We start from the raw sequence: 23,119 nt of genomic DNA, 5'->3' as shown, positions 1-23,119 counted from the left end.
TTCTGAGCAGAGGATTTGAAAATATAAAATCAGTCATGAAGTGGTGCATCGGTGGAATATGACAAAATCGTATTAATTCTTTGCGAAGGCTCATTAAATCATCGGATGTATAACCACTTAATTTCAACACAGTGCTTTAACAGTGTCTTGTTTTAAATCTAAAAAGTAACTAAAAAAGAGCTGATAATCAGCTCTTTTTTAGTTACAAGTTTTCACCTATTATTTTGCTTCATTTATTTTGATTTGATTATTTTCACCTACATTAGCAGATATTCCAAGCATAGCCCAAAATACAGGTGCAACACTTACTACACTTATATTAAAGAATGCTTGTACTAAATATCCTACTATAGACATAAGAAGACCTAAATATAATAATTGATAATTGTCAGTACTTTCCCTAAACCTCTTAGTAAGTCTTAAAACTACCAAAATAATTAAAGAGAGATAAATTATAAGCGCAGGTATTCCGCTAGTTACTGTTAATTGTAAGTACTCATTATGAGCCTTATCCACTATACCTCCAGTTAACTTCTGCATATACTCAAGCTCATCAAAATATTTTTGTAAAAATATAACCCCGAAGGTATCTGGACCACTGCCTAGTATAGGATGTTCTGGAATAAATGTAATACCTCTTTTCCATATATACATTCTTGAACTTCCAACAGTATCATTATCTGCTGAACTTAGCCTTGTTACATCGATACCAATAGAGCTAAGTCTAGATAAAACAGTGCTATTAGTCAAGGAATTTAGCATAATAAATATTACTGCAAAAATTCCTAAAGATATAAGATATCGTTTCATATAATCTTTATTTTTAAAACAAAACCATAAAATAATGATGGAATAAAATCCAAATGATATAAAGTTGCTTCTAGTAATTGAGGCTACTAGTCCTGAAAATATTATCGAAGAACTCAATAAATACTTTTTTTCTCTTGTTTTTAAATAATAACTTATGTTTATCGGTAAATATAAAGTCATTAAAGTAGCAAAAAAGTTTTTGTTACCAATTGTAGAATAAGCATGATTCCCCCAGTTCTTTCTAATGGCATCATGTGGTATAAAGTCTAATCCTAAATATTGCACTACTCCATAGGCAGCTATCATGCAGATAAAGATATTAATTAATTTAAATATCTTATTAGAATACTTAAAATGTTTATACATTATTAAAAATATCAAACAATAGAATACTATAGCTACAAAGCCTTCTCTTCTTGTTTCCCTACCAGCTATAGATATAGGTACATATACAGAAAAGACAGTTGATAGTAAAAGCCATAATATAAAACCTGCTATAAAATAATCTATTATTGTGTTCTGTGACCATCTCTTCCTATCGTATACAAACATCATTGTTACCATAACCACAACGTAAACAAGTAGTATTTTAGGTTCATAAAACCTATCATATGAAGATGGAATTATTATGAAAGGAATAAGCCCCATGATTAAAAAAGTAAATATTTTAATAGGTTCAACTCTCTTAAACCTTTTTATTATAGATACTTTATCTAACTGAAAATCATATTCTTCTTGCATAGCCATGCCGCAACCTATACCAAGCATTGCCCAAAAAACCGGTGCTACACTCACTATGCTTATATTAAAGAATGCTTGTGTACAATAAGATATTATACCAAGTGTGATAGCAATTAGATGTATATTTCCTTCCTTTAATGCCTTAGCTCCTGCTTTAAGTACTATTGCAGCCAAAATACCTAAGTATAAGAGTAATGCAAATATTCCATTACATATAAGGATCTGTAGATACTCATTATGGGCTTTTGTAACAATCCCACCTAAGCTTTTCACCATGAATTCTGTTTCAGATTTATGCGCACCTAAGAAAGCAGTACCAAAATTATCTACCCCATATCCTAGTATAGGCTTATCCAACAACAATTTTATACCATTCTTCCATATATATATTCTTCCAGAACCAGCCATCTCATTTCCTGACTGTTTCAGTGATATGGCATCATCACTTATTGATAGTAATCTAGCATTAATAGCTCCACTTTTTAAATAATTTATCCCAAAGAATATCACAACCATAGTAATCAAAACTATACCTAAATTTAGTAACCTCCTTTTATTCTTAAAAGACAGAGCAAATAGTATTACTATACAAATAATTAGAGTTACCCAACTACTTCTAGTAGTACTACTTATTAGTCCCAAAAACAAAATTGCAGTAGCAAAAATATATTTTTTCTCACCTTTATACATAAATAAAGCTATGGTCATTGGCAAAAATATACTTATGTAAGCACCTATTGCATTTCTATAACCTAAAGTGCTAAAAGGTTGGTACTCCATAGTTCTCCTTACCTTATCAAGAGGTATAGGATTGATACCGAAGAATTGAATAAAGCTATATAGAGAAACAGCTGACGCAAAAATCAATAAAATATTTATAAAACTTTTCGATAGCTTAAACCTTTTTGATAACAATAAAAAATTAATAAAATAGCATAGATATAATAAAAATGGTTCTCTATCTGTCACCTTACCTATAAATGAGTTTTGTACATCTACTCCCATTAGGCTTGAAATAAAAAGAATCCCTATAAATAATAGTAATAATTTATCAATCCAGTTAAAAGTTAAGGTATCTTTTTTTACATACAAATAAATTAATGATATCGTTGATATAAAATAAATAAAGTATAATTTCGGTGTATAGTAAACATCCGCCGCTCCTGGAACAATTATAAGCGGAGTTACTCCAATAAGTAACACCGCAATTAAATTCGCAAAGCTTTCTTCTTTAAATTGTATTTTCCCCCTCATTTAATCCCCCTAAAATCTTAAGTCTAGTTTTCTTCCCTATTGATAAGCTTTTTCCCCTTTAATATTCCTATAAGAAGAATCAAAGCTATAACTATCAAAATAATTGCTAATATTGATATCTTATCTAACGAAAGATTATGTCCAAAAAATATTGATACAAAAAGCATTGGTACCCTCGCTAAATTTGATATAACAAGGAATTCCTTTAAAGAAAGACTTGATATTCCACATATATATCCTAAAACGTCCTTAGGTATCCCTGGTATTAGATATAAAAGCAAAACTATCCTTCTAAGAGATTTATGCTTGTCTTCTATACTTTTAGCAGACTCTCTCTTTCCTTTATGCTCTTCTTTAAAATGCTCAATTTTCTTTAATAACCATAAATCTTTTTCACTTACTAACTTTTGTACAAAAGGTTTTCCCAGTCTCCTAGATAATATAAAGGTTATAGCACTTCCTATTATTGCTCCTAAGATAGATAAAACAAATCCTATCCAAGGACCAAAGATATACCCTGCTGCTACTTGAACTATTTCACCTGGTATTACAAATATTACTATTTGAAGTATCTGCATCACTAAAAATGCTAACCATGAATAAGGTCCATATCCTAGTATTCTTTCTTTCATCTTTTTTATATCAGTAAAGATATAAACATAATCACCAAGATATCTATAAAAAACTACTATGAATAATAGCACAGAAAAAACTGTTATAATATAATATTTGTACTTTCTTAATTTTTCTTTCATATTCACATATCCTCATAAAATTAGGTATATTATACATCGGTGTAACACTTTATAACTCATTTTATATTTTCAGGTTCAAATTTGTACCTAATATACTAGTGTTACTTTCTAAAATCCTACATCTTTCCACCTATCAGACCCATTAAACTCTAATACTTTATCATTTAGAACCTGTATCTATAGTATAATATACGAAATATATCAATACACTAGCTATTTTCTTAGTATTCCCTTAATTTTTTATTAATACTTTACATAGGGTTCATAGTCCATCTATTAACTTATCCACATTTAAAACCATAAATTATGATTTTTCAACAGATACAAGTTAAATTTCTGTAGACAAGTCATTTATTTAATCTTACAATATATGTGATTTTTCTACATTCCACATCATTATAACATCTATCTCACTATCTTCATACAATAATTGTCATAATTTTAATTCTTTCGCATTTAAATTATTAGCTTTGATTAATAATATAGATTTATTAATCTCTAAGAATTATCTATATTAAGAATTCAGATAATATAATTATATTGTGATTAAAGGTGTACCACTTATATCCTAAATCTATTTTTAAAACTCTCACGGGTTCTGGTAAGAGAATTCAAAAATATAAGTTTTATCACGAAGTGGTATATTCATAACTTAGATTAATTTGCTAAATATGATAAAAATGTTCAATTTGCAGGTGATATTATGTACAACGAAAAATATATTTGTGATTTATGCGGAAGAGAAGTTTCAAAAGTAACAGTTCATCATTTAATTCCAAGAGAAGAAGGAGGCAAGGATTTAGCTACTGCAATGTTATGCATTCCTTGTCATAAACAAATTCATGCCCTTTATTCTAACAAGGAGTTGTCAGTAAGACTTTATACCATATCAAAACTTAAGAATGATGATAAGATAACAAAGTATCTTAAATTCATAACAAAACATCCTGGCGATTCTCATATTTCAGTAAAAAAATCTAAAAATGTGAGAAAAAAATAGGCGGTAAGATAATAAAAGTTGTTTAAAACTCAAATATTATCCTACTGCCTAATTATGATGGTTTATATTGACTTTAGTTTATACAAACCTAGTATGCCTCTATTACCTTTATCCTATCCGCATCAAACTTTTATATTGTTTTCTCTAGCATAGTAGAAGAAATACTGCTGAGCAAAACCTGAAAGCTCACCAAACTTTTCTCTTCCAAAAATCCTTATCTTATTAAGTGATACATCTGGTGCTAAATAGAAATGAGACATAGCTCTTTTAACCCATACATCCACTGGAAAAGCTGAGTATTTTTTCATTGAAAACAACATTACACAATCAGCTACTTTCGCACCCACACCTTTAAAATTTTGAAGAGCTTCATGGCACTGATCATCATTTAGCTCAGAAATCATTTTTAAATCATATTTAAGTAATTCTTTTTCTTCATCTGTCATTGCTTCTATAGCCTTATTACTGTTTAAGAGCTCATTGCAGCTTTTTACTTTCTCTACAGTATCATAAATGTATTTGCTTCTAAATGATGCTCCTGTAGTGTTTATTTCTTCTAAGGATGCCTTAGAAAACTGCTCTACTGTAGGGAAAGCATAATAAGTCTTTCCTTTGTATTCAATAGCAGATCCCCACTTCTCACTTATTTTATTTATTGTTTTGCTAATCACAGGTATAGAATTTCTTGCAGAAATTATAAAACTTATAAGTATTTCAAAAGGATCTTGCTTTAGGATCCTTATACCATATCCAAAATCCACTGCTTTTTCTAGTAAAGGATCTCCTGAGAACTTCTCCTTTATAGCTGTATAATCTCTTTCTAAATCAAAATAGTCCATCCATATGTTATTAAAGTCATCTCTATTAGTATTATGTATTATTATATCTTTTCCGTTTTCTTCAACCTCTATCACTCTCTCATGAGCTACTCCTATGTAGGTGCCACCTTCTTGTCTTATCCATCTAAAGCACTGTCCACATTCGAAAACCTGTTTTATATTGAAGTTTTCTACTTCTTTAAGAATTACTTTATCATCATAGTATTCCACATCTCTATAATCCATTTTTATCACCTTTTCCTACTCATCTATAAGTTGCTATTTTCTTTGAACAAGCATTTTCACAACTTACATATTTTACTTAAATATAATTATACTTTTATATTTACTTTTTTACAATTACTTAAGTAAAATCTTTACCACCAAATATAAATTTTCACTTAATAATTAAAATTACCTGAGAGATTCTCTAAATCTGCAAAAGAATTAATCTATTCTATTTTTCTATATAAAAACTTTCGTTCCATGGAAACTGCAAACAAAAAGTTTTTTCATCTCCTCTTTTGTAATTTCTCTTGGATTAGAGCCAGTGCATGCATCTTCTACTGCATTCTCTGCTATAAATTGTAGGTTACTATTAAATATTTCTTCTTTAACTCCATATTCTTTTAAACTATTAGGTATTCCGAGTTTTTCATTAAGAGATCTTATAAGCTCTCTGAGCGCTTCTACTAATTCGTCATCAGTTTCCCCTTGAAGCTTTAATCTTCTACTTATATCTGCATATCTTTCTAAGCAAGTCTTTTTGTTAAAATCAATAACATAAGGTAAATATATCGCATTAGCGCAACCATGTGGAATATTAAATATCGCCCCAGTTTTATGTGCCATACTATGAGTTATGCCAAGCAACGCATTGCTAAAGGCCATTCCAGCTAAGCACTGAGCATAATGCATCTTCTCTCTAGCTTCTTTATCACCTTGATATGAGCTTAATAAATTATCTCTAACCATTTCAATGGACTGCAATGCTAGCGGATCAGTAAAACAAGTATGCCCTGATGCAACATAAGCTTCTATACCATGAGTTAATGCATCCATTCCCGTATGCGCTGTGAGTTTAGCCGGCATTGTTTCAGCAAGCTCTGAGTCTACTATAGCCATATCTGGTGTTATATCATAATCAGCGAGAGGATATTTTATTTTAGTTTTATAATCTGTTATGACTGTAAACGCTGTTACTTCAGTTGCCGTTCCAGAGGTAGAAGGAATCGCTACAAATTTAGCTTTGTTTCTAAGCTTAGGTATAGAAAAAGGCTTCTTTATATTTTCAAAGTTTTCATCTGGATATTCATAAAAAATCCACATTGCCTTTGCTGCATCAATAGCTGAGCCTCCTCCAATAGCTACTATCCAATCCGGTTTATATTCAAGCATCTTCTTAGATCCATCAATAACCGTCTCAACCGATGGATCTGGTTCAACACCTTCTATTAAGTCAACCTCAAAGTTAGCCTCTTTTAGATAGCCTATAGCCTTATCCAGAAAGCCAAACTTCCTCATAGACCCTCCCCCTGTAACTATCACTGCTCTTTTTCCTTTTAATCCCTTTAACTGTTCCATAGTTCCTTTTCCATAATATATATCTCTAGGTAAAGTAAATCTGCCCATAAAAATGCCTCCTAATTCTATCTATTATCATTGTCTAAGACTATTAATGATGCACCAATTAAATTACAATTCAAATCTTATGCCCCTTATGTATTAAGAAAATAAATCTTGAGATATATTTTCCTCAAGTGATACATCCTTATAATTTTTATAATGTCCTTAGGATATTATTAGTAATTACAGCAACTTTTATTTATAATAATTCATAAAATCATTTAGCTAATATTAAAAAATTATCACTAAAATCATTTATAGCCTCAATGTGCTCTCATTTAAAAGTTTATGTTCAAGGCTATATTTGAAACATAGCAAAAAACACAGTCCAATTAAGAACTGTGTTTAAAATTCACTTTATGAATTATTATTTTGCGTAGTTGTGGAATCCTCTACCTGACTTTCTTCCTAACCAACCAGCTCTAACATACTTTCTTAGTAAGCTATGAGCTCTGTACTTAGTATCTCCAGTTTCATTGTAAAGAACGTCCATGATAGCTAGACATACGTCTAATCCTATAAGATCTCCTAAAGCTAGAGGTCCCATTGGGTGGTTTGCACCTAACATCATTGACTTATCTATATCAACTGCTGAAGCTATATCTTCTGCAAGTATTCCTACAGCTTCGTTGATCATTGGTATAAGTATTCTGTTAACTACGAAACCAGGTGCTTCAGCAACTTCTACTGGTTCCTTACCTATAGCTATTGAAACTTCTTTAACTGCATCAAAAGCTTCTTGTGATGTAGCCATTCCTCTGATTATTTCAACTAGCTTCATTACTGGAGCTGGGTTGAAGAAATGCATTCCTATAACTTTATCAGGTCTTCCAGTTGCAGCAGCAACTTCAGTTATTGATAAAGATGAAGTGTTTGAAGCTAATATAGTTTCTGGCTTACAGATCTTATCTAATTCAGCAAATATTTGCTTCTTTATAGCCATGTTTTCTACTGCAGCTTCTATTACTAAATCACAGTCAGCAGCTAAGTTCATATCAGTAGTTCCTGATATTCTTGAAAGGATTTCTTCTCTAACTTCTTCAGTCATCTTTCCTTTAGCAACTAATTTGCTTAGACCGTTGCTGATTCCAGTTATTCCTTTATCAACAAACTCTTCCTTTATATCTCTAACTATAACTTCATATCCTTTTTGAGCGAAAGCTTGAACTATACCAGCTCCCATTGTACCAGCACCAAGAACAAATATCTTTTCCATGGGTATACCTCCTAAGATTTATATATTTAGTCCTACCTTTTTAGGTAGGACTTATAATTATATTCAAGAATTATGATTTAACTAATTCGATAATTTTATGCTTCTTCTTTTCTAGCCTTAGCTTTAGCAATAAGTTCTGGAATAACTTTGTTTAAGTCTCCAACTATAGCATAGTCAGCCATTTTCATGATAGGTGCAGTAGCATCCTTATTGATTGCTATGATCATATCAGAATCTTGCATACCAGCAGTATGTTGGATAGCTCCTGAAATACCACAAGCTATATATATTGTTGGCTTAACAGTCTTACCAGTTTGACCTACTTGGTAAGCAGCTTCAAGCCATCCAGCTTCAGTAGCTGCTCTTGAACCAGCAACTGTTCCACCTAAAGCATCTGCTAATTCTTTTAGAAGCGCGAAGTTTTCTTTGTTTCCAACTCCTCTACCACCTGAAACGATGATGTTTGCTTCACTTATATCAACTATATCTTTAGCTTCTTTAACTACTTTAACAACCTTAGTTCTAACATCAGCATCAGTTAAGCTAATCTTAACTTCTTCAACTACCGCTTTGTTTTCAGTGTCTATCTTTGAAAATACACCTGGTCTTACAGTAGCCATTTGTGGTCTGTGATCAGTACAAGCGATAGTAGCCATTAAGTTACCACCGAATGCTGGTCTTGTAGCAAGAAGGAATTTTCCTTCTGCATCTATATCAAGTGATGTACAGTCAGCTGTTAAACCAGTTGTAAGTCTAGCTGCAACTCTAGGACCTAAATCTCTTCCTATGAATGTTGCTCCTATGAATAGTATTTCTGGCTTTCTTTCTGTAGCAAGGTCACAGATAACTTTTGTATATCCATCAGTTGTGTAGTTTTCTAACAATTCATTTTCTACAACTAAAACTTCATCAGCTCCGTGAACTCCTAGCTTTTCAGCTAATCCTTTAACGTTATTTCCTATTAATAAAGCTGTTAGCTTAACTCCTAGCTTATCAGCAATTGTTCTTCCTTCTCCTAAAAGTTCTAATGAAACTTTTTGAAGTTCGCCGTTTCTTTGTTCAGCGAATACCCATACGCCTTTATAATCTGCTATATTCATAATATTTTACCTCCCAAATCTTAGATGTAGTGTTTTTCGATCAATTTTCTTAATACGTACTCTGCTGCTTCGTTTGCTGGTAATTGAACTAATTCTCCAGCTCCCTTAGTTTCCTTTGTCATTGATTTTTTAACCTTTGTTGGAGAACCTTTTAGTCCTAATACGCTCTTATCTACATCTATATCGTCTGCTGACCATATTTGAATTTCCTTACCAGCAGTTTCGAAGATTAAACCTACGTTCATATATCTTGGTTCGTTTAATTCCTTAATTGCTGTTAAAAGTACTGGTGTTTGAACCTTTATTAATTCATAACCATCTTCTAATGCTCTGTTAACTAAAAGACCGTCTTCTTCAACAGTTACACCTTGAACATAAGTTACTTGAGGTATATTTAAATGCTCTGCTATTTCTGGTCCAACTTGTGCAGTATCTCCATCAATAGCCTGTCTTCCAGCAAATATTACATCATATTCTAACTTTCTTATAGCTCCAGCTAAAGCGTTTGAAGTTGCAAGAGTATCAGCTCCAGCAAATGCTCTGTCAGTTATTAGTATAGCTTCATCAGCACCCATACATAATGCTTCTCTTAAAGCTGTTTGTGCTTGAGGAGGTCCCATACTAACTATAGTTATATGAGCACCTTTTTCTTCTTTTATTCTTAAAGCTGCTTCTAAAGCATGCTTATCTTCTGGGTTTATTATTGAAGGAACACCTTCTCTTATAAGAGTTCCAGTCTTTGGATCTATTTTAACAGCTGTAGTATCTGGTACTTGCTTTAAACAAACTACTATTTTCATCTTTTTCTGTCCTCCCTAAAACTATTTTAAAATGTTTGCTGATATAACCATCTTTTGAACTTCTGAAGTTCCTTCGTAAAGTTCAGTTATCTTAGCATCTCTCATTAATCTTTCAACTGGGTATTCCTTAGTATATCCGTATCCACCGAATATTTGAACAGCCTTAGTTGTTACTTCCATAGCAACTTCTGCAGCAAATAGTTTAGCTCTAGCAGCATCTACTGTATAAGGAAGTTTATTTTGCTTAAGCCATGCAGCTCTATATACTAAGTATCTAGCAGCTTCAACTTTAACATCCATTTCAGCTATATACCATTGTAAACCTTGGAATGCAGCAAGTGGTCTTCCGAATTGCTTTCTTTCCATCATGTAGTTCTTAGCTTCTTCTAATGCTCCACCAGCAAGTCCTAGTGCTTGAGCAGCTATACCTATTCTTCCTCCATCAAGAGTCTTCATAGCTATACCAAATCCCTTACCTTCTTGACCTAGTAAGTTTTCCTTTGGAACTATACAGTTTTGCATTACAAGTTCAGTTGTTGATGAAGCTCTGATACCCATCTTGTTTTCAACTTTACCTATTGAGAATCCTGGGAATGACTTTTCAACTATGAAAGCTGATATTCCTTTTGTTCCCTTGCTCTTGTCTGTCATAGCAAATATTATGAAAGTTTCAGCAACTCCACCATTTGTTATGAATATCTTAGATCCGTTAAGGATGTAGTTATCTCCGTCTAATACTGCAACTGTTTGTTGTCCAGCAGCATCTGTTCCAGCACCTGGTTCAGTTAATCCGAATGCACCAATTTTTCTTCCGCTTGCAAGGTCTGGAAGATATTTTGCTTTTTGAGCTTCAGTACCAAATTCGTTAACTACTGATCCACAAAGTGATGTATGAGCTGATACTATAACACCGTGAGTACCACAAACTTTTGATAATTCTTCAACTGTTAGGATGTATGATAAAACATCTCCGCCAGCACCTTCATATTTCTTATCGAAAGGAATTCCTAGCATACCTAGAGATGCCATTTTCTTTACATTTTCCATTGGGAATTCTTCAGTCTCGTCAATTTCACCTGCTATTGGCTTAACTTCATTTTGAGCAAAATCTCTAACCATTTGTCTTACTAATTCTTGTTCTCTTGTTAATTGGAAATCCATTTATTTATTCCCTCCTGCTATTTTTTTAAGCACAGAACAACCATTAATTGTTCTGCCTCCTGCCATTATTATTCTGCATACACAATTATTAGGTATTGTGCATATTATAAATATTATTTAAGTATAGAGCAACTATTAATTACTCTTTTATATATGTTCATTATTCACGGAGCAATTTAACTTGCTCCGTCTAGTATTTACTAATATCTTTAAATTTAAATATGAATTAAAGATTTTTTCAAAAAGCCATAAATTTAATTATTGGTTTTTGAAGTTCTTTTCTCTTCTTTCAACAAATGCAGCCATACCTTCTTTTTGGTCTTCAGTTGCAAAACACTTACCAAAGTCTTCTGCTTCTATAACTATAGCTTCATCAATGCTTACTTGCATTCCTCTATCTATAGCATCTTTACATAACTTAACTGCGATTGGAGCGTTTTGAGCTATCTTGTTAGCAAGAGCTTTAGCTTCATCCATTAAGCTTTCTAGAGGTACAACTTTATTAACTAAGCCTATTCTTAAAGCTTCAGCAGCATTAACCATATCTCCAGTGTATATTAATTCTTTTGCTTTACCAAGTCCAACTATTCTAGGAAGTCTTTGTGTTCCACCAAATCCAGGAGTTATTCCAAGACCACTCTCTGGTTGAGCAAATCTTGCTTTCTCAGAAGCAATTCTTATATCACATGCCATAGCAAGTTCACAGCCTCCGCCTAAAGCAAAACCTGAAATTGCTGCAATAACTGGTTTGTCCAGTACTTCTAACCTTCTGAAAACTTTATTTCCTAAAGCTCCGAATTCTCTACCTTGCTCTTCATTTAAGTCTTTCATTTCAGATATATCAGCACCAGCAACAAAAGATTTTTCACCAGCTCCTGTTAATATAACAGCATAAACTTCTTTGTCTTTTTCAAGTTCTGATACAACTGTGTCTATGTCCTTTAATGTCTCTGAGTTAAGTGCATTTAAAGCCTTTGGTCTGTTTATTGTCACAATAGCAATACTTCCTTCTTTTTCAAGGATAACATTTTTTAATTCCATTGTTTTGGCCTCCTTAAAGTAGTTATATTCTTAACAAAGCATATAAGTTTTATTTGCATAATCTTATATTACAATAAAAAGCTTACTAAATTTGTTAAATCTTTTCGACGCTTGTTAATATTATAACAAGCAAAAGCAAAAAATAATTGAAGCTCGTAAACTTCAATTATGATTATACTTGTTTAAGAATATATTTGCAATATATTTTGTGTCTTTTTTAACAATTTTTAAACTAGTATTTGTATTTATTATTTAACTTTGGGATTCGTTGATTAAATATGCCAATGTTAGTAAACTTTCACTTAAATGAACATTTTCTACAATTACGTCTTTAGGAGCTACTAAATCTATAGGCGCAAAGTTCCATATGCCCTTTACTCCATTTTCAACTAATTCATCACAAACCTTTTGAGCATTGTTATCTGGAACACATAAAATTGCAATATCAACGTGATTTTCTTTTAAAAAATCTTTAATACCGTCAATATCTTTTATTTCTACGTCTTTTATTCTAATGCCTGTCAATCTTGGGTTTGCATCAAACATTCCAAGAAGATTGAACCCTAGTTTTTCAAATTGAGTGTAGTTTGCAAGCGCCTGACCTATGTTTCCAGCACCTATTATTATAGTATTGTAATCTCTCTGAAGGCCAAGAATAGCTATTATTTGATTGTATAAATCTCTTACATTATAGCCATAACCTTGTTGGCCAAAATCACCAAAGCAATTTAAATCTTGTCTTATCTGTGATGCTGTAAATCCTATCTTCTCACTTAATTCTTTAGATGAAATTCTGTCAACATCATTTTTTAATAATTCTAATAGATATCTATGATATTTTGGTAGTCTCTTTATGACAGCCATAGATATATTTTTCTTCTTTTCCATTTATGTCACCTCTTCTTAAATTAACAAATAAGTTATCAAATTCTATAAAATCGCTAAAAAACTTAGCCGTATATTTTTTGTACACCTGTTTTTCTGAACTTTGTTCATCTGCCAGGCCAATAAATCCTATTGTTTCATTTTTAATTTACCCACAAATTTAAAAATTTTATTTATCTAAAGAGTAATAAAATCCACTATACTACTCTATTCCTTATATATATTACCACATTTAACTTAAACTTATCTATATCTTAGTCATAAAATTGTTTTAGATAAGAATTATATTGTTGCTTTATGATAATAATTTATTGTGTATATAAAGATATATACCTAAATATGAAAAAAATTATTATTTAAAAAACATTCTTAAAGTAATACTATTTCGTAAAATTATTTTAAGTTTACCCCTAACTAATCAGCAGAACATTGCAATTTCAAACAACGCGTTAATACATAATTATTGTATCAATTACTTACCATAAATATAATGTTCATTTAGAAGGAGGATACAAATGATACAAGACAACTTAATGAAAGCTTTAAACGATCAAATAAATTATGAATTTTATTCATCATATTCTTACCTAGCTATGGCTGCTTATGCCCAATCTGAGGACTTAGATGGCTTTGCCAACTTTTTTAGAATTCAGGCTCAAGAAGAGCTTTTTCATGCTATGAAATTTTATGATTATGTATATCAAAAAAATGGCGACGTGACCCTTCAATCTATAGATAAACCACAGCTAAAATTTGAAAATATGGTTGATGTTTTTGAAAAAGGCTATGAGCATGAACAAGAAGTTACAAGAAGAATATATAATCTTGCCGATATAGCAGCTGAAGAAAAAGAGCATTCTACTATATCACTATTAAAATGGTTTATAGATGAGCAAGTAGAAGAAGAAGATAATTTTAATAAGATAATTAAAAAACTTAGGAGAGCACAATCAAATCCCGCTGCTCTTTATATGTTAGATGAGGAATTGGCCCAAAGAGTTTATGTCGCCCCTGCAGCAGATACATCTGCTCAATAAAAATATATACTGCTAAAGCACCGTGTTGAAATCAATCGATTAGCCATCCGGTGCTTTATAACCACCTAATTTCAATAATATCTTTAAAAATATCCAAAAAACAAAGCAGCTGTCCTAAATTTAGTTTCAGCTGCTTCTATTAAGTATTGATAATTCTAAACCTAAAATAATTTTTAAAATATATGTTTAGTTATAAAGTTATCAATATATGTTCTTATTTATAACACTGTTAAAAATATAACTGTTTAGATTCTGTTAATATACTATCAATCTTTATTTTCATCTTATATATAACTTCTAATATATATGTAAATGTTCAAGCAATATGCTAGTCCCTATTACTACTAATATAACTCCACCAAATAACTCTGCCTTAGATTTTAGTAGTTCTCCAAACTTCTTTCCTATGAATACCGCCATAAAACAAACCACAAAGGTTGTTAACGCTATTACTAAAACTGCATTAAGTATATTAACCTTTAGGAAAGCAAAGCCTATACCAACAGCTAATGCGTCTATACTTGTTGCAATAGCAAGCAGTACAAACTCTTTATTACTAGTCGTAGCTGATTGTTCTTTCTCTTCATCTTCTTCATCTCTTATAACATCTAGAATCATTTTTCCACCAATTATTGAAAGTAAGGCAAATGCAATCCAATGATCAAACTTCTGTATATACTGTGTAAAATTTATTCCTAGTATCCATCCTAAGAGTGGCATTGCCCCTTGAAACCCTCCAAAGTATAGTGCTGCTTTTAAAGCTATATTTTTTTTATCTTTGTTTGTTGCTTTTATTCCTAAAGTAAGAGCTACAGCAAAAGCATCCATTGATAAAGCTAGTCCAGTTAGAAAAATTGATAATACGTTCATAAGCCCCCCTAAAATAATTGGTTTTAATAGAAATTTTATCGTAGATTTTTAAAACTTTAATATGTAAATATAAAAATTCAGTAAAATTGTAGAAAACTCTATTTTTATTTAACTCTTAGAGCATCCTTTTTAGATTTATAGATATGCTTATTCTCTTTTTATCCTTTAATTTATATTATCTTTTAAGCCTGTTACGCATATTTATCCACAGATCTAATTAGATAATAAATTCCTAAAGAATAAAAAGAAAATGAGACTTATGTATAACGCAACCCTCGTTATACATAAGTCTCACAATTTAATACAAAGCCAGATGAAAAGCATCAGTATGTTGACTCTGCAACAACATTAAATGTTGTCTGCTACTCCCTTATGCCTGAAAGTATTCTCAACGAAGACCATTATATTTAATTATTGGTCTAATGTCAACACGATTTGTAGTTTTTTTTGTTTTTTTGTCAAATAAAAGCTGTAGTAATTTATGGTAACCTGTGAAACTAGTCTAAATCAGTCTTTATCCAGCTCATCATGCCCCTTAATTCTTTTCCAACCTTTTCAATTGGATGCTCTTTTTCCATTCTTCTCTTAGCATTGAAGTAAGGTCTGTTTACTGCATTTTCAACTAACCAGTTTCTTGCAAAGGTTCCATCCTGTATATCTTTAAGAACGTCTCTCATAGCTTTTCTTGTGTCTTCAGTAACTATCTTTGTTCCAGTTACATAGTCACCATACTCTGCAGTATCACTTATTGAATATCTCATAGTACTCATTCCACCTTGATACATTAAATCAACTATTAGCTTCATTTCATGTAGACATTCAAAGTAAGCATTTTCTGGAGAATAACCAGCTTCAACTAAAGTATCAAATCCAGCCTTTATAAGTTCAGTAACACCTCCGCAAAGTACAGCTTGCTCTCCGAATAAATCTGTTTCTGTTTCGTCTTTAAAAGTAGTTTCAAGCACACCAGCTCTTGCTCCCCCTATACCTATAGTATAAGCTAAAGCATAATCCTTTGCTTTTCCAGAATAATCTTGTTGTACAGCTATAAGACATGGAACCCCAGAACCTTCAGTATAAGTTCTTCTTACCATATGTCCTGGTCCTTTAGGAGCTACCATGAATACATCAACGAAAGCAGGAGGAACAATTTGTCCATAGTGAATATTGAAACCATGTGCAAACACTAATGCCTTACCTTCAGTTAAAGCTGGTTCTATTTCTTCCTTATATAGCTTTGCTTGTTTTTCATCAGGGACTAATATCATAATTACATCGCAGTTTTCTGTAGCTTCTTTAACAGTAGCTACTTTAAGTCCTGCTGCTTGAGCCTTTTCTAAGGACTTACTTCCATTATATAATCCTACAGTAACATCTACTCCACTTTCATGTAAGTTAAGAGCATGAGCATGTCCTTGACTTCCATATCCAATTACAGCAACCTTTTTGTTTTTTAATAAACTTAAGTCCCCATCTTTTTCATAATACATTTTTACCATCTTATTCCCCATCCTTTTCTATTTTTTCTATCATTTTATTTACTGCATTTATTAATGCATTTATGCTAGCTTCAATAATATCGCCTGAGAGAGCTTTTCCTACAAATATATTATTTGCCTCTTCAATCTTTACAGTCACTTCTCCCAGTGCATCTTCCCCGCCACTAACTGATTGTATAGTGTAATCTTTAAGCTTTATTGGTATATTAATAGCCCTTTCAACTGCTTTAAATGCTGAAGCGACAGTACCATCACCTACTGAACTTTCTCTTAAAATTTCCCCATTAAACTCAATCTCAACAGTAGTCGTCGGTATACTTCTATTACCTCCAAGTGTCTGGAAAGAAATTAATTTATAAGTTTCTTCGGCTATATTGGCATTATTATTTATAATCGCCTCTATATCCTTCCAGGTAATATTCTTCTTTCTATCGGTAAGCTTTTTAAATTTATCAAAAGCATCATTTATAGCATCTTCATCCATCTCAATACCATTTTCTTTTAAATAGTTTGAAAAAGCATGCCTACCTGAATGTTTACCAAGAACTATATTATTATTTTGAACCTTGCCTATGGATTCAGGTGTGATTATCTCATATGTTGATTTTTCCTTTAAAACTCCATCTTGGTGTATTCCAGATTCATGAGCAAAAGCATTTTCACCTACGATAGCCTTATTAGGCTGAACCACAATTCCAGTTAAAGAAGAAACAAGTTTACTACTTCTCCATATTCCATTTATCTTTATTCCAGTCTCCATATCTAAGTAACTTTTTCTTGTTTCAATAGCCATAACTATTTCTTCAAGAGATGCATTTCCTGCTCTTTCACCAAGTCCATTAATAGCACATTCCACTTGAGTTGCGCCGTTCATTATACCACTTAAGGAATTAGCCACAGCCATTCCTAGATCATCATGACAATGAACTGATACATCTATATTTTCTATACCTTTAACGTTATCCATTATATTTTTAATAAAGCTACCATAATCATTTGGCAGTGCATAGCCAACAGTATCAGGTATATTTATCACTTTAGCTCCTGCTTTTATGACTTCCGTAAATAATCTAATAAGATATTCTGGATTGCTTCTATAAGCATCCTCAGCTGAGAACTCAACATCAGAACATAAACTTGAAGCATATTTAACCATATCCACTGCTCTTTCCAAAACTTGATCTTCAGTCATATTAAGCTTATATTTTAGGTGAATTGGCGAAGTAGCAATAAAAGTGTGTATCCTTGGACTTTCTGCAAGTTTTACCGCCTCATAAGCTCTATCAATATCCCCTTTAGTTGCTCTTGCAAGAGCTGCCACTGTAGAATTTTTGATAGTTTTAGCTATAGAAGCAACACTCTCAAAATCCCCAATGGAGGCTGTAGGAAATCCAGCTTCTATTACATCAACACCTAAGGCTTCTAGATTTTTTGCTATAATTAGTTTTTCTTTTAGATTCAAGTTTACCCCTGGCGTTTGCTCCCCATCTCTTAGAGTAGTATCAAAAATCTTGATTCTCTTCACTATTCCACCCCCTATTTTATTCTTGATTTGTTTAAGTATCGTACTAAAATTAATATGCTCCTACCTCCGATACTTTAATGATCTTCGCAAAGAATTAATATGATTTTCTCCAGTGAAATGGCTAAAACTGTATAACTCACTACGTTCGGACAATACAGTTTATTAACGCCATTTAACTTCCAAAAATCATTTAATTCTAACTGCTTGATCATATAGTATCTCCTGTAGGAACATATTAATTTCAAAATACTCTTAAACAAAGTACTATTGTAGATGTACCACTTCAATCAGAAAGCGATTTTCAAAACTCCTTTAGGTTGTGTTAGGAGAATTAAAGGTATTTGAAAATATAAATTTAATTATGAATTGGTACATCTGTGTTCCTACGCTTCAGATATTATGTCATCTATAGGTGCTCCAGGAGCAACCATAGGAAATACCTTCTTATCTATATTTATAACGTAATCTATAACTACAGGAACTTCTGAGTTAAAGGCTTTGTCTAAAACTTCATTAAGCTCTGAAGGCTCAGTTACTCTAAAGCCTTTTGCTCCGTATGCTTCGGCTAGTTTAACATAATCTGTTCCTCTGTTAAGTGTTGTATAAGAATATCTACTTTCATAAAAGAAGTTCTGCCATTGTCTAACCATTCCAAGACAACCATTATTTAATATGATTATTACCACTGGCACTCTATTGCTAACTGCTGTTGCAAGTTCTATAGCGTTCATAGAAAAACTTCCATCACCAGCTATGTTTACAACCTTTTTATGTGGCAGAGCTAGCTTTGCACCAATTGAAGCTCCAAGGCCATATCCCATAGTCCCAAGACCTCCAGAGGTTATAAGGGTTCTTGGTCTTAAGAAAGTGTAATGAAGCGCAGCCCACATCTGATGCTGACCAACTTCTGTAGTCATAACAAGATCTTCTCCAAAATCCTTGTAAAGGCTATTAAAGAGCAATTCTGGAGTTAAGTTTTCTGCATCTTCCTTATGACCTTTTAAAGCTTTGTACTCTCTCATAAGCTCTAGCCATTGATCATTTCTTTTCTCATCAATGAGATCAATAAGCTTTTCCAAAGTATATTTAACATCACCAACAATATTGGCATCTGTTTTAATATTCTTATCTAACTCTGCTGGATCAATATCTATCTGTATAACTTTTGCATTCTTTATATGATCTCTACTTCCTACAACTCTATCTGAAAACCTAGTTCCTATAGCAATTATTAAATCAGCTTTAGTTGCCAAAAGATTGGAGGCTTTAGTTCCATGCATCCCGATCATACCTGTGTAAAGTTCATTATCTCCAGGAAATGCTCCCATGGCCATTAAGGAAGTTGTTACCGGTGCATTTATTTTTAAAGCTAATTCTTTTAATATCTCTGTAGCTCCTGAGCTTATAACCCCACCACCTGCAAATATCAAAGGTCTTTTTGCTTTGTTTATAAAATCTGCAAAATTTGCTAAGGCTTTGTCTGTTACAAACTTGTATTCTTTCTTAACTTCAATAGGCTCTTTGCTTTCGTATTCACATAACTTAGCCGTAATATCCTTTGGAATATCTATAAGAACTGGTCCTGGTCTACCTTCTTTAGCTATATAAAATGCTTTCCTTATAGTTTGTTGTAATTCTTCTACATCTCTTACTATGAAGTTATGCTTAGTTACTGGCATTGTTATGCCTACTATATCTACTTCCTGAAAACTATCTTTACCAAGCAGAGGAGTTGTAACATTTCCTGTTATAGCAACCATAGGCACTGAGTCCATATAAGCAGTTGCTATACCAGTAACTAAATTTGTAGCGCCTGGCCCAGAAGTTGCAAGACATACACCAACCTTGCCAGTAGCTCTTGAGTATCCATCAGCAGCATGAGCAGCACCTTGTTCATGGCATGAAAGCACATGTTTTATCCTATTTTCATTTTTGTAGATAGCATCATATATATTAAGTACAGCTCCACCAGGATAGCCGAAGATTATATCTACCCCTTCATCTATTAAAGTATTGATTAATATTTCTGAGCCGTTTATTCTCATAGGATCCTCCTATCTTAGTACTGCCCCAGCACTAGCAGAGCTTACAAGTCTAGCATAACGACTGAGATAGCCTTCTTTTATTTTTGGTTCAGGTAAAACCCATTTCTCTCTTCTTGCCTCTATTTCTTCTGTGCTTACCTGAAGTTCTAATTTTCCATTTTGTATATCTACTAAAATCTTATCTCCCTCTTCTACTAAAGCGATAAGTCCGCCTTCATAAGCTTCTGGAGATACATGACCTATAGCAGCCCCACGAGTTGCACCAGAAAATCTTCCATCAGTTATTAGCGCAACATTTTTATCAAGTCCCATTCCAGCAAGGGCTGATGTTGGCGATAACATCTCTCTCATTCCAGGACCACCTTTTGGGCCTTCATATCTTATTACAACTACGTCACCTTTATTTATCTTTCCACCAAGTATAGCTTCTATTGTATCTTCTTCTGAATCAAACACTCTTGCTGGTCCTTCATGCACCATCATTTCTTCAACTACTGCAGATCTCTTAACTACAGCTCCATCTAGTGCTAGATTTCCTCTTAGTACAGCTATTCCACCAGTTTTGCTGTATGGATTCTCTACTGACTTTACAACAGAGTGATCTGCTTCTGAGGCAGCTTCAACTATCTGTCCTTGTGTAAGTCCACTAGCAGTTACGCAGCTTAAATCCAATAAATCTAGTTTTGCTAGTTCCTTCATAACGGATTTTATTCCACCTGCCCAGTATAAATCTTCTATGTGATGTCCACCTGCAGGAGCTAGCTTACAAAGATTTGGTGTTACACTACTTATTTCATTTACTTTATCTAAATCGAATTCTACTTTAGCTTCATTAGCTATGGCAGCTAAGTGAAGTACACTATTAGTTGAACATCCTAAAGCCATATCCACAGTTAAAGCATTTCTTATACTTCTTTCATTTACTATATCTCTAGGCTTTATATCCGCTTTGACTAAATCTAATATTTTCATTCCTGCATGCTTTGCTAGTCTTATTCTTTCTGAATAAACAGCTGGTATAGTTCCATTACCAGGAAGAGCCAAACCAAGAACTTCACTTAAGCAATTCATAGAATTTGCTGTATACATTCCTGAGCAAGAGCCACAAGTCGGACACGCCTTTTCTTCCAATTCTTTAAGATCACAGGTACTCATCTTACCACTGCTGTGCGCACCTACTGCTTCAAATACAGTAGAAAGACTTACATCCTTGCCTTTAAACTTTCCTGCAAGCATTGGGCCTCCACTTACAACTACTGAAGGTACATTAAGTCTTAGAGCTCCCATAATTACTCCAGGAACAATCTTGTCACAGTTTGGTATAAGTACTAAGCCATCAAAACCATGTGCATTTGTCATACATTCTACGGAGTCAGCTATGATTTCTCTTGAAGCTAAAGAATATTTCATTCCTATATGACCCATAGCAATACCATCACATATTCCTATAACTGGGAACTCTATTGGAGTTCCCCCTGCAAGAAGTACTCCCTTTTTCACGGCCTCTACCACTTTATCTAGGTGAGTATGTCCTGGAATTATTTCATTATGTGAAGTTACAATTCCTATTAACGGTCTATCTATCTCCTCATCAGTAAAACCTGCTGCTTTAAACAGAGATCTGTGAGGAGTTCTTTCTACTCCTTTTTTAACTACATCACTTCTCATTTCGCTTCCTCCATTACTTAAATAATTTGTTATTGAAACGGATGTACCACTTCGTAGTAAAATTTATATTTTTGAATTCTCTCACCAGAACCCGTGAGAGTTTTAAAAATAGTTTTCGGTTCGAACTGGTACATCTTTAGTTCTTTCTTAATTCTTCAATTACTAAGCTTCCCATTTCCTTTGTACCAACTTTTTTCATACCTTCACTGAATATATCTCCTGTTCTGTATCCAGCTTCAAGTACATTTAGTACTGCCTTTTCAATTTCATCAGCTTCTTCTTGAAGATTGAAACTGAATCTAAGCATCATGGCTGTAGATAGAATTGTTGCAAGTGGATTTGCGAGTCCTTTTCCTGCTATATCAGGTGCACTTCCATGTATAGGTTCATACATCCCCATGTTGTTTTCTCCTATGCTAGCAGAAGGAAGCATTCCTATTGATCCTGTTATCATCGAAGCTTCATCTGATAATATGTCTCCAAATAAGTTACTAGTTACTATAACGTCAAATTGTCTTGGATTTCTAACAATCTGCATTGCTGCATTATCAACATACATGTGATTTACAGTAACTTCTGGATAGTCCTTTGCAACTTCTTCAACTACAGTTCTCCACAATCTTGAACTTTCTAATATATTAGCTTTGTCCACACTAGTCAAAATCTTATTTCTCTTTAAAGCTATATCAAAAGCTGTTTTTACTATTCTTCTTATTTCAGTCACTGAATACTTTTCAGTATCATAAGCATATTGCTCATTATTCTCTTCAAATCTTCCTCTGTCGCCAAAGTAGATTCCTCCAGTAAGTTCTCTTACCACTGAAAAATCTATTCCTTCACCAATAACTTCATCCTTTAAAGGTGATGCAGCTCTTAGTGATGAATATAGCAGTGCTGGTCTTAGGTTACAGTAAAGTCCAAGTCCTCCTCTAAGTCCTAAAAGAGCTTGTTCTGGTCTTTGTTTTGCATTTGGATCATCCCACTTAGGACCACCAACAGCACCTAAAAGCACAGCATCACTTTTCTTACATTCTTCCAAAGTTTCTTCTGGAAGTGGAGTGCCCTTTTCATCCATAGCACACCCTCCAGCAAGCAAAAATTTATATTCAAATTTGTGATTATACTTTTCCCCAACTACCTCTAATACCTTTAAAGCCTCATCTACGACTTCTGGTCCTATTCCATCACCTTTTATTACAGCTACTTTATATGTCAACTTAAATCCCCCTTTTAATGTTCACGCCTAATGCTGAAGCCTTTTTCGTTTT

Annotated in this window: 19 protein-coding genes; 2 read left to right on the top strand and 17 right to left on the bottom strand. The window is 32.9% G+C overall.

Features of this window, described 5'->3' with window-relative positions; all coding sequences use genetic code 11:
- Positions 1 to 219 precede the first annotated feature (219 nt).
- Positions 220 to 2,805: an O-antigen ligase family protein gene (locus OCU55_RS16115; protein ID WP_261853316.1), complete on the bottom strand. Its 2,586-nt coding sequence runs from the start codon at positions 2,803 to 2,805 to the stop codon at positions 220 to 222.
- A 23-nt stretch (positions 2,806 to 2,828) separates the two neighbouring features.
- Positions 2,829 to 3,560: a TVP38/TMEM64 family protein gene (locus OCU55_RS16110; protein ID WP_261853315.1), complete on the bottom strand. Its 732-nt coding sequence runs from the start codon at positions 3,558 to 3,560 to the stop codon at positions 2,829 to 2,831.
- 703 nt (positions 3,561 to 4,263) lie between these two features.
- On the opposite strand from OCU55_RS16110, the gene OCU55_RS16105 reads away from it, so the two are divergent.
- Complete coding sequence (locus OCU55_RS16105; RefSeq protein ID WP_261853314.1) at positions 4,264 to 4,560, top strand: HNH endonuclease; 297 nt, start codon at positions 4,264 to 4,266, stop codon at positions 4,558 to 4,560.
- 122 nt (positions 4,561 to 4,682) lie between these two features.
- On the opposite strand, the gene OCU55_RS16100 is transcribed toward OCU55_RS16105, so the two are convergent.
- The 8 genes from OCU55_RS16100 to OCU55_RS16065 all read right to left on the bottom strand — a co-directional run bounded on the left by OCU55_RS16100 (position 4,683) and on the right by OCU55_RS16065 (position 13,210).
- Positions 4,683 to 5,624 carry a DNA-3-methyladenine glycosylase family protein gene (locus OCU55_RS16100; protein ID WP_261853313.1) on the bottom strand — a complete coding sequence of 314 codons (942 nt, stop codon included), beginning with the start codon at positions 5,622 to 5,624 and terminating at the stop codon, positions 4,683 to 4,685.
- A 219-nt stretch (positions 5,625 to 5,843) separates the two neighbouring features.
- Positions 5,844 to 7,010, bottom strand: a complete 1,167-nt coding sequence (locus OCU55_RS16095; RefSeq protein ID WP_261853312.1) for an iron-containing alcohol dehydrogenase — start codon at positions 7,008 to 7,010, stop codon at positions 5,844 to 5,846.
- 361 nt (positions 7,011 to 7,371) lie between these two features.
- Positions 7,372 to 8,220, bottom strand: a complete 849-nt coding sequence (locus OCU55_RS16090; protein ID WP_183278948.1) for a 3-hydroxybutyryl-CoA dehydrogenase — start codon at positions 8,218 to 8,220, stop codon at positions 7,372 to 7,374.
- Positions 8,221 to 8,315: 95 nt separating this feature from the next.
- A complete protein-coding gene (locus tag OCU55_RS16085; protein WP_261853311.1) occupies positions 8,316 to 9,320 on the bottom strand; it encodes an electron transfer flavoprotein subunit alpha/FixB family protein in 1,005 nt (334 codons plus the stop codon).
- 20 nt (positions 9,321 to 9,340) lie between these two features.
- Positions 9,341 to 10,120 carry an electron transfer flavoprotein subunit beta/FixA family protein gene (locus tag OCU55_RS16080; protein ID WP_261853310.1) on the bottom strand — a complete coding sequence of 260 codons (780 nt, stop codon included), beginning with the start codon at positions 10,118 to 10,120 and terminating at the stop codon, positions 9,341 to 9,343.
- A gap of 21 nt (positions 10,121 to 10,141) precedes the next feature.
- Positions 10,142 to 11,281: an acyl-CoA dehydrogenase gene (locus OCU55_RS16075; protein ID WP_261853309.1), complete on the bottom strand. Its 1,140-nt coding sequence runs from the start codon at positions 11,279 to 11,281 to the stop codon at positions 10,142 to 10,144.
- A gap of 258 nt (positions 11,282 to 11,539) precedes the next feature.
- Positions 11,540 to 12,322, bottom strand: a complete 783-nt coding sequence (locus OCU55_RS16070; RefSeq protein WP_261853308.1) for a short-chain-enoyl-CoA hydratase — start codon at positions 12,320 to 12,322, stop codon at positions 11,540 to 11,542.
- Positions 12,323 to 12,574: 252 nt separating this feature from the next.
- Complete coding sequence (locus tag OCU55_RS16065) at positions 12,575 to 13,210, bottom strand: redox-sensing transcriptional repressor Rex (protein ID WP_261853307.1); 636 nt, start codon at positions 13,208 to 13,210, stop codon at positions 12,575 to 12,577.
- Positions 13,211 to 13,722: 512 nt separating this feature from the next.
- Here OCU55_RS16065 and OCU55_RS16060 point away from each other — a divergent pair.
- The gene (locus tag OCU55_RS16060; RefSeq protein ID WP_261853306.1) at positions 13,723 to 14,244 is read left to right on the top strand and encodes a ferritin; all 522 of its coding nucleotides are present in this window, start codon (positions 13,723 to 13,725) and stop codon (positions 14,242 to 14,244) included.
- A gap of 297 nt (positions 14,245 to 14,541) precedes the next feature.
- Here the strand turns inward: OCU55_RS16060 and OCU55_RS16055 are convergent, their stop codons facing one another.
- The 7 genes from OCU55_RS16055 to leuB all read right to left on the bottom strand — a co-directional run bounded on the left by OCU55_RS16055 (position 14,542) and on the right by leuB (position 23,067).
- Complete coding sequence (locus OCU55_RS16055; protein WP_261853305.1) at positions 14,542 to 15,114, bottom strand: manganese efflux pump MntP; 573 nt, start codon at positions 15,112 to 15,114, stop codon at positions 14,542 to 14,544.
- Between the two features lie 497 nt (positions 15,115 to 15,611).
- Positions 15,612 to 16,613 carry a ketol-acid reductoisomerase gene (gene ilvC, locus OCU55_RS16050; protein WP_261853304.1) on the bottom strand — a complete coding sequence of 334 codons (1,002 nt, stop codon included), beginning with the start codon at positions 16,611 to 16,613 and terminating at the stop codon, positions 15,612 to 15,614.
- 1 nt (position 16,614) lies between these two features.
- Positions 16,615 to 18,141, bottom strand: coding sequence for a 2-isopropylmalate synthase (locus tag OCU55_RS16045; protein WP_261853367.1), 1,527 nt, complete (start codon positions 18,139 to 18,141; stop codon positions 16,615 to 16,617).
- A 71-nt stretch (positions 18,142 to 18,212) separates the two neighbouring features.
- Entirely contained in the window at positions 18,213 to 18,350 is a 138-nt protein-coding gene (locus OCU55_RS16040; RefSeq protein WP_261853303.1) for a hypothetical protein, read from the bottom strand.
- A gap of 171 nt (positions 18,351 to 18,521) precedes the next feature.
- Complete coding sequence (gene ilvB / locus OCU55_RS16035) at positions 18,522 to 20,183, bottom strand: biosynthetic-type acetolactate synthase large subunit (protein ID WP_261853302.1); 1,662 nt, start codon at positions 20,181 to 20,183, stop codon at positions 18,522 to 18,524.
- 9 nt (positions 20,184 to 20,192) lie between these two features.
- On the bottom strand, positions 20,193 to 21,851 hold the full coding sequence (ilvD, locus tag OCU55_RS16030; RefSeq protein WP_261853301.1) for a dihydroxy-acid dehydratase: 1,659 nt from the start codon (positions 21,849 to 21,851) through the stop codon (positions 20,193 to 20,195).
- Positions 21,852 to 21,987: 136 nt separating this feature from the next.
- Complete coding sequence (gene leuB / locus OCU55_RS16025) at positions 21,988 to 23,067, bottom strand: 3-isopropylmalate dehydrogenase (protein ID WP_261853300.1); 1,080 nt, start codon at positions 23,065 to 23,067, stop codon at positions 21,988 to 21,990.
- Positions 23,068 to 23,119 lie beyond the last annotated feature (52 nt).

Source organism: Clostridium folliculivorans (assembly GCF_024341905.1).
In the GTDB taxonomy this organism is placed as follows: Bacteria; Bacillota; Clostridia; order Clostridiales; family Clostridiaceae; genus Clostridium_AR; species Clostridium_AR folliculivorans.
This window is presented reverse-complemented; position numbering and strand designations above follow the sequence as displayed.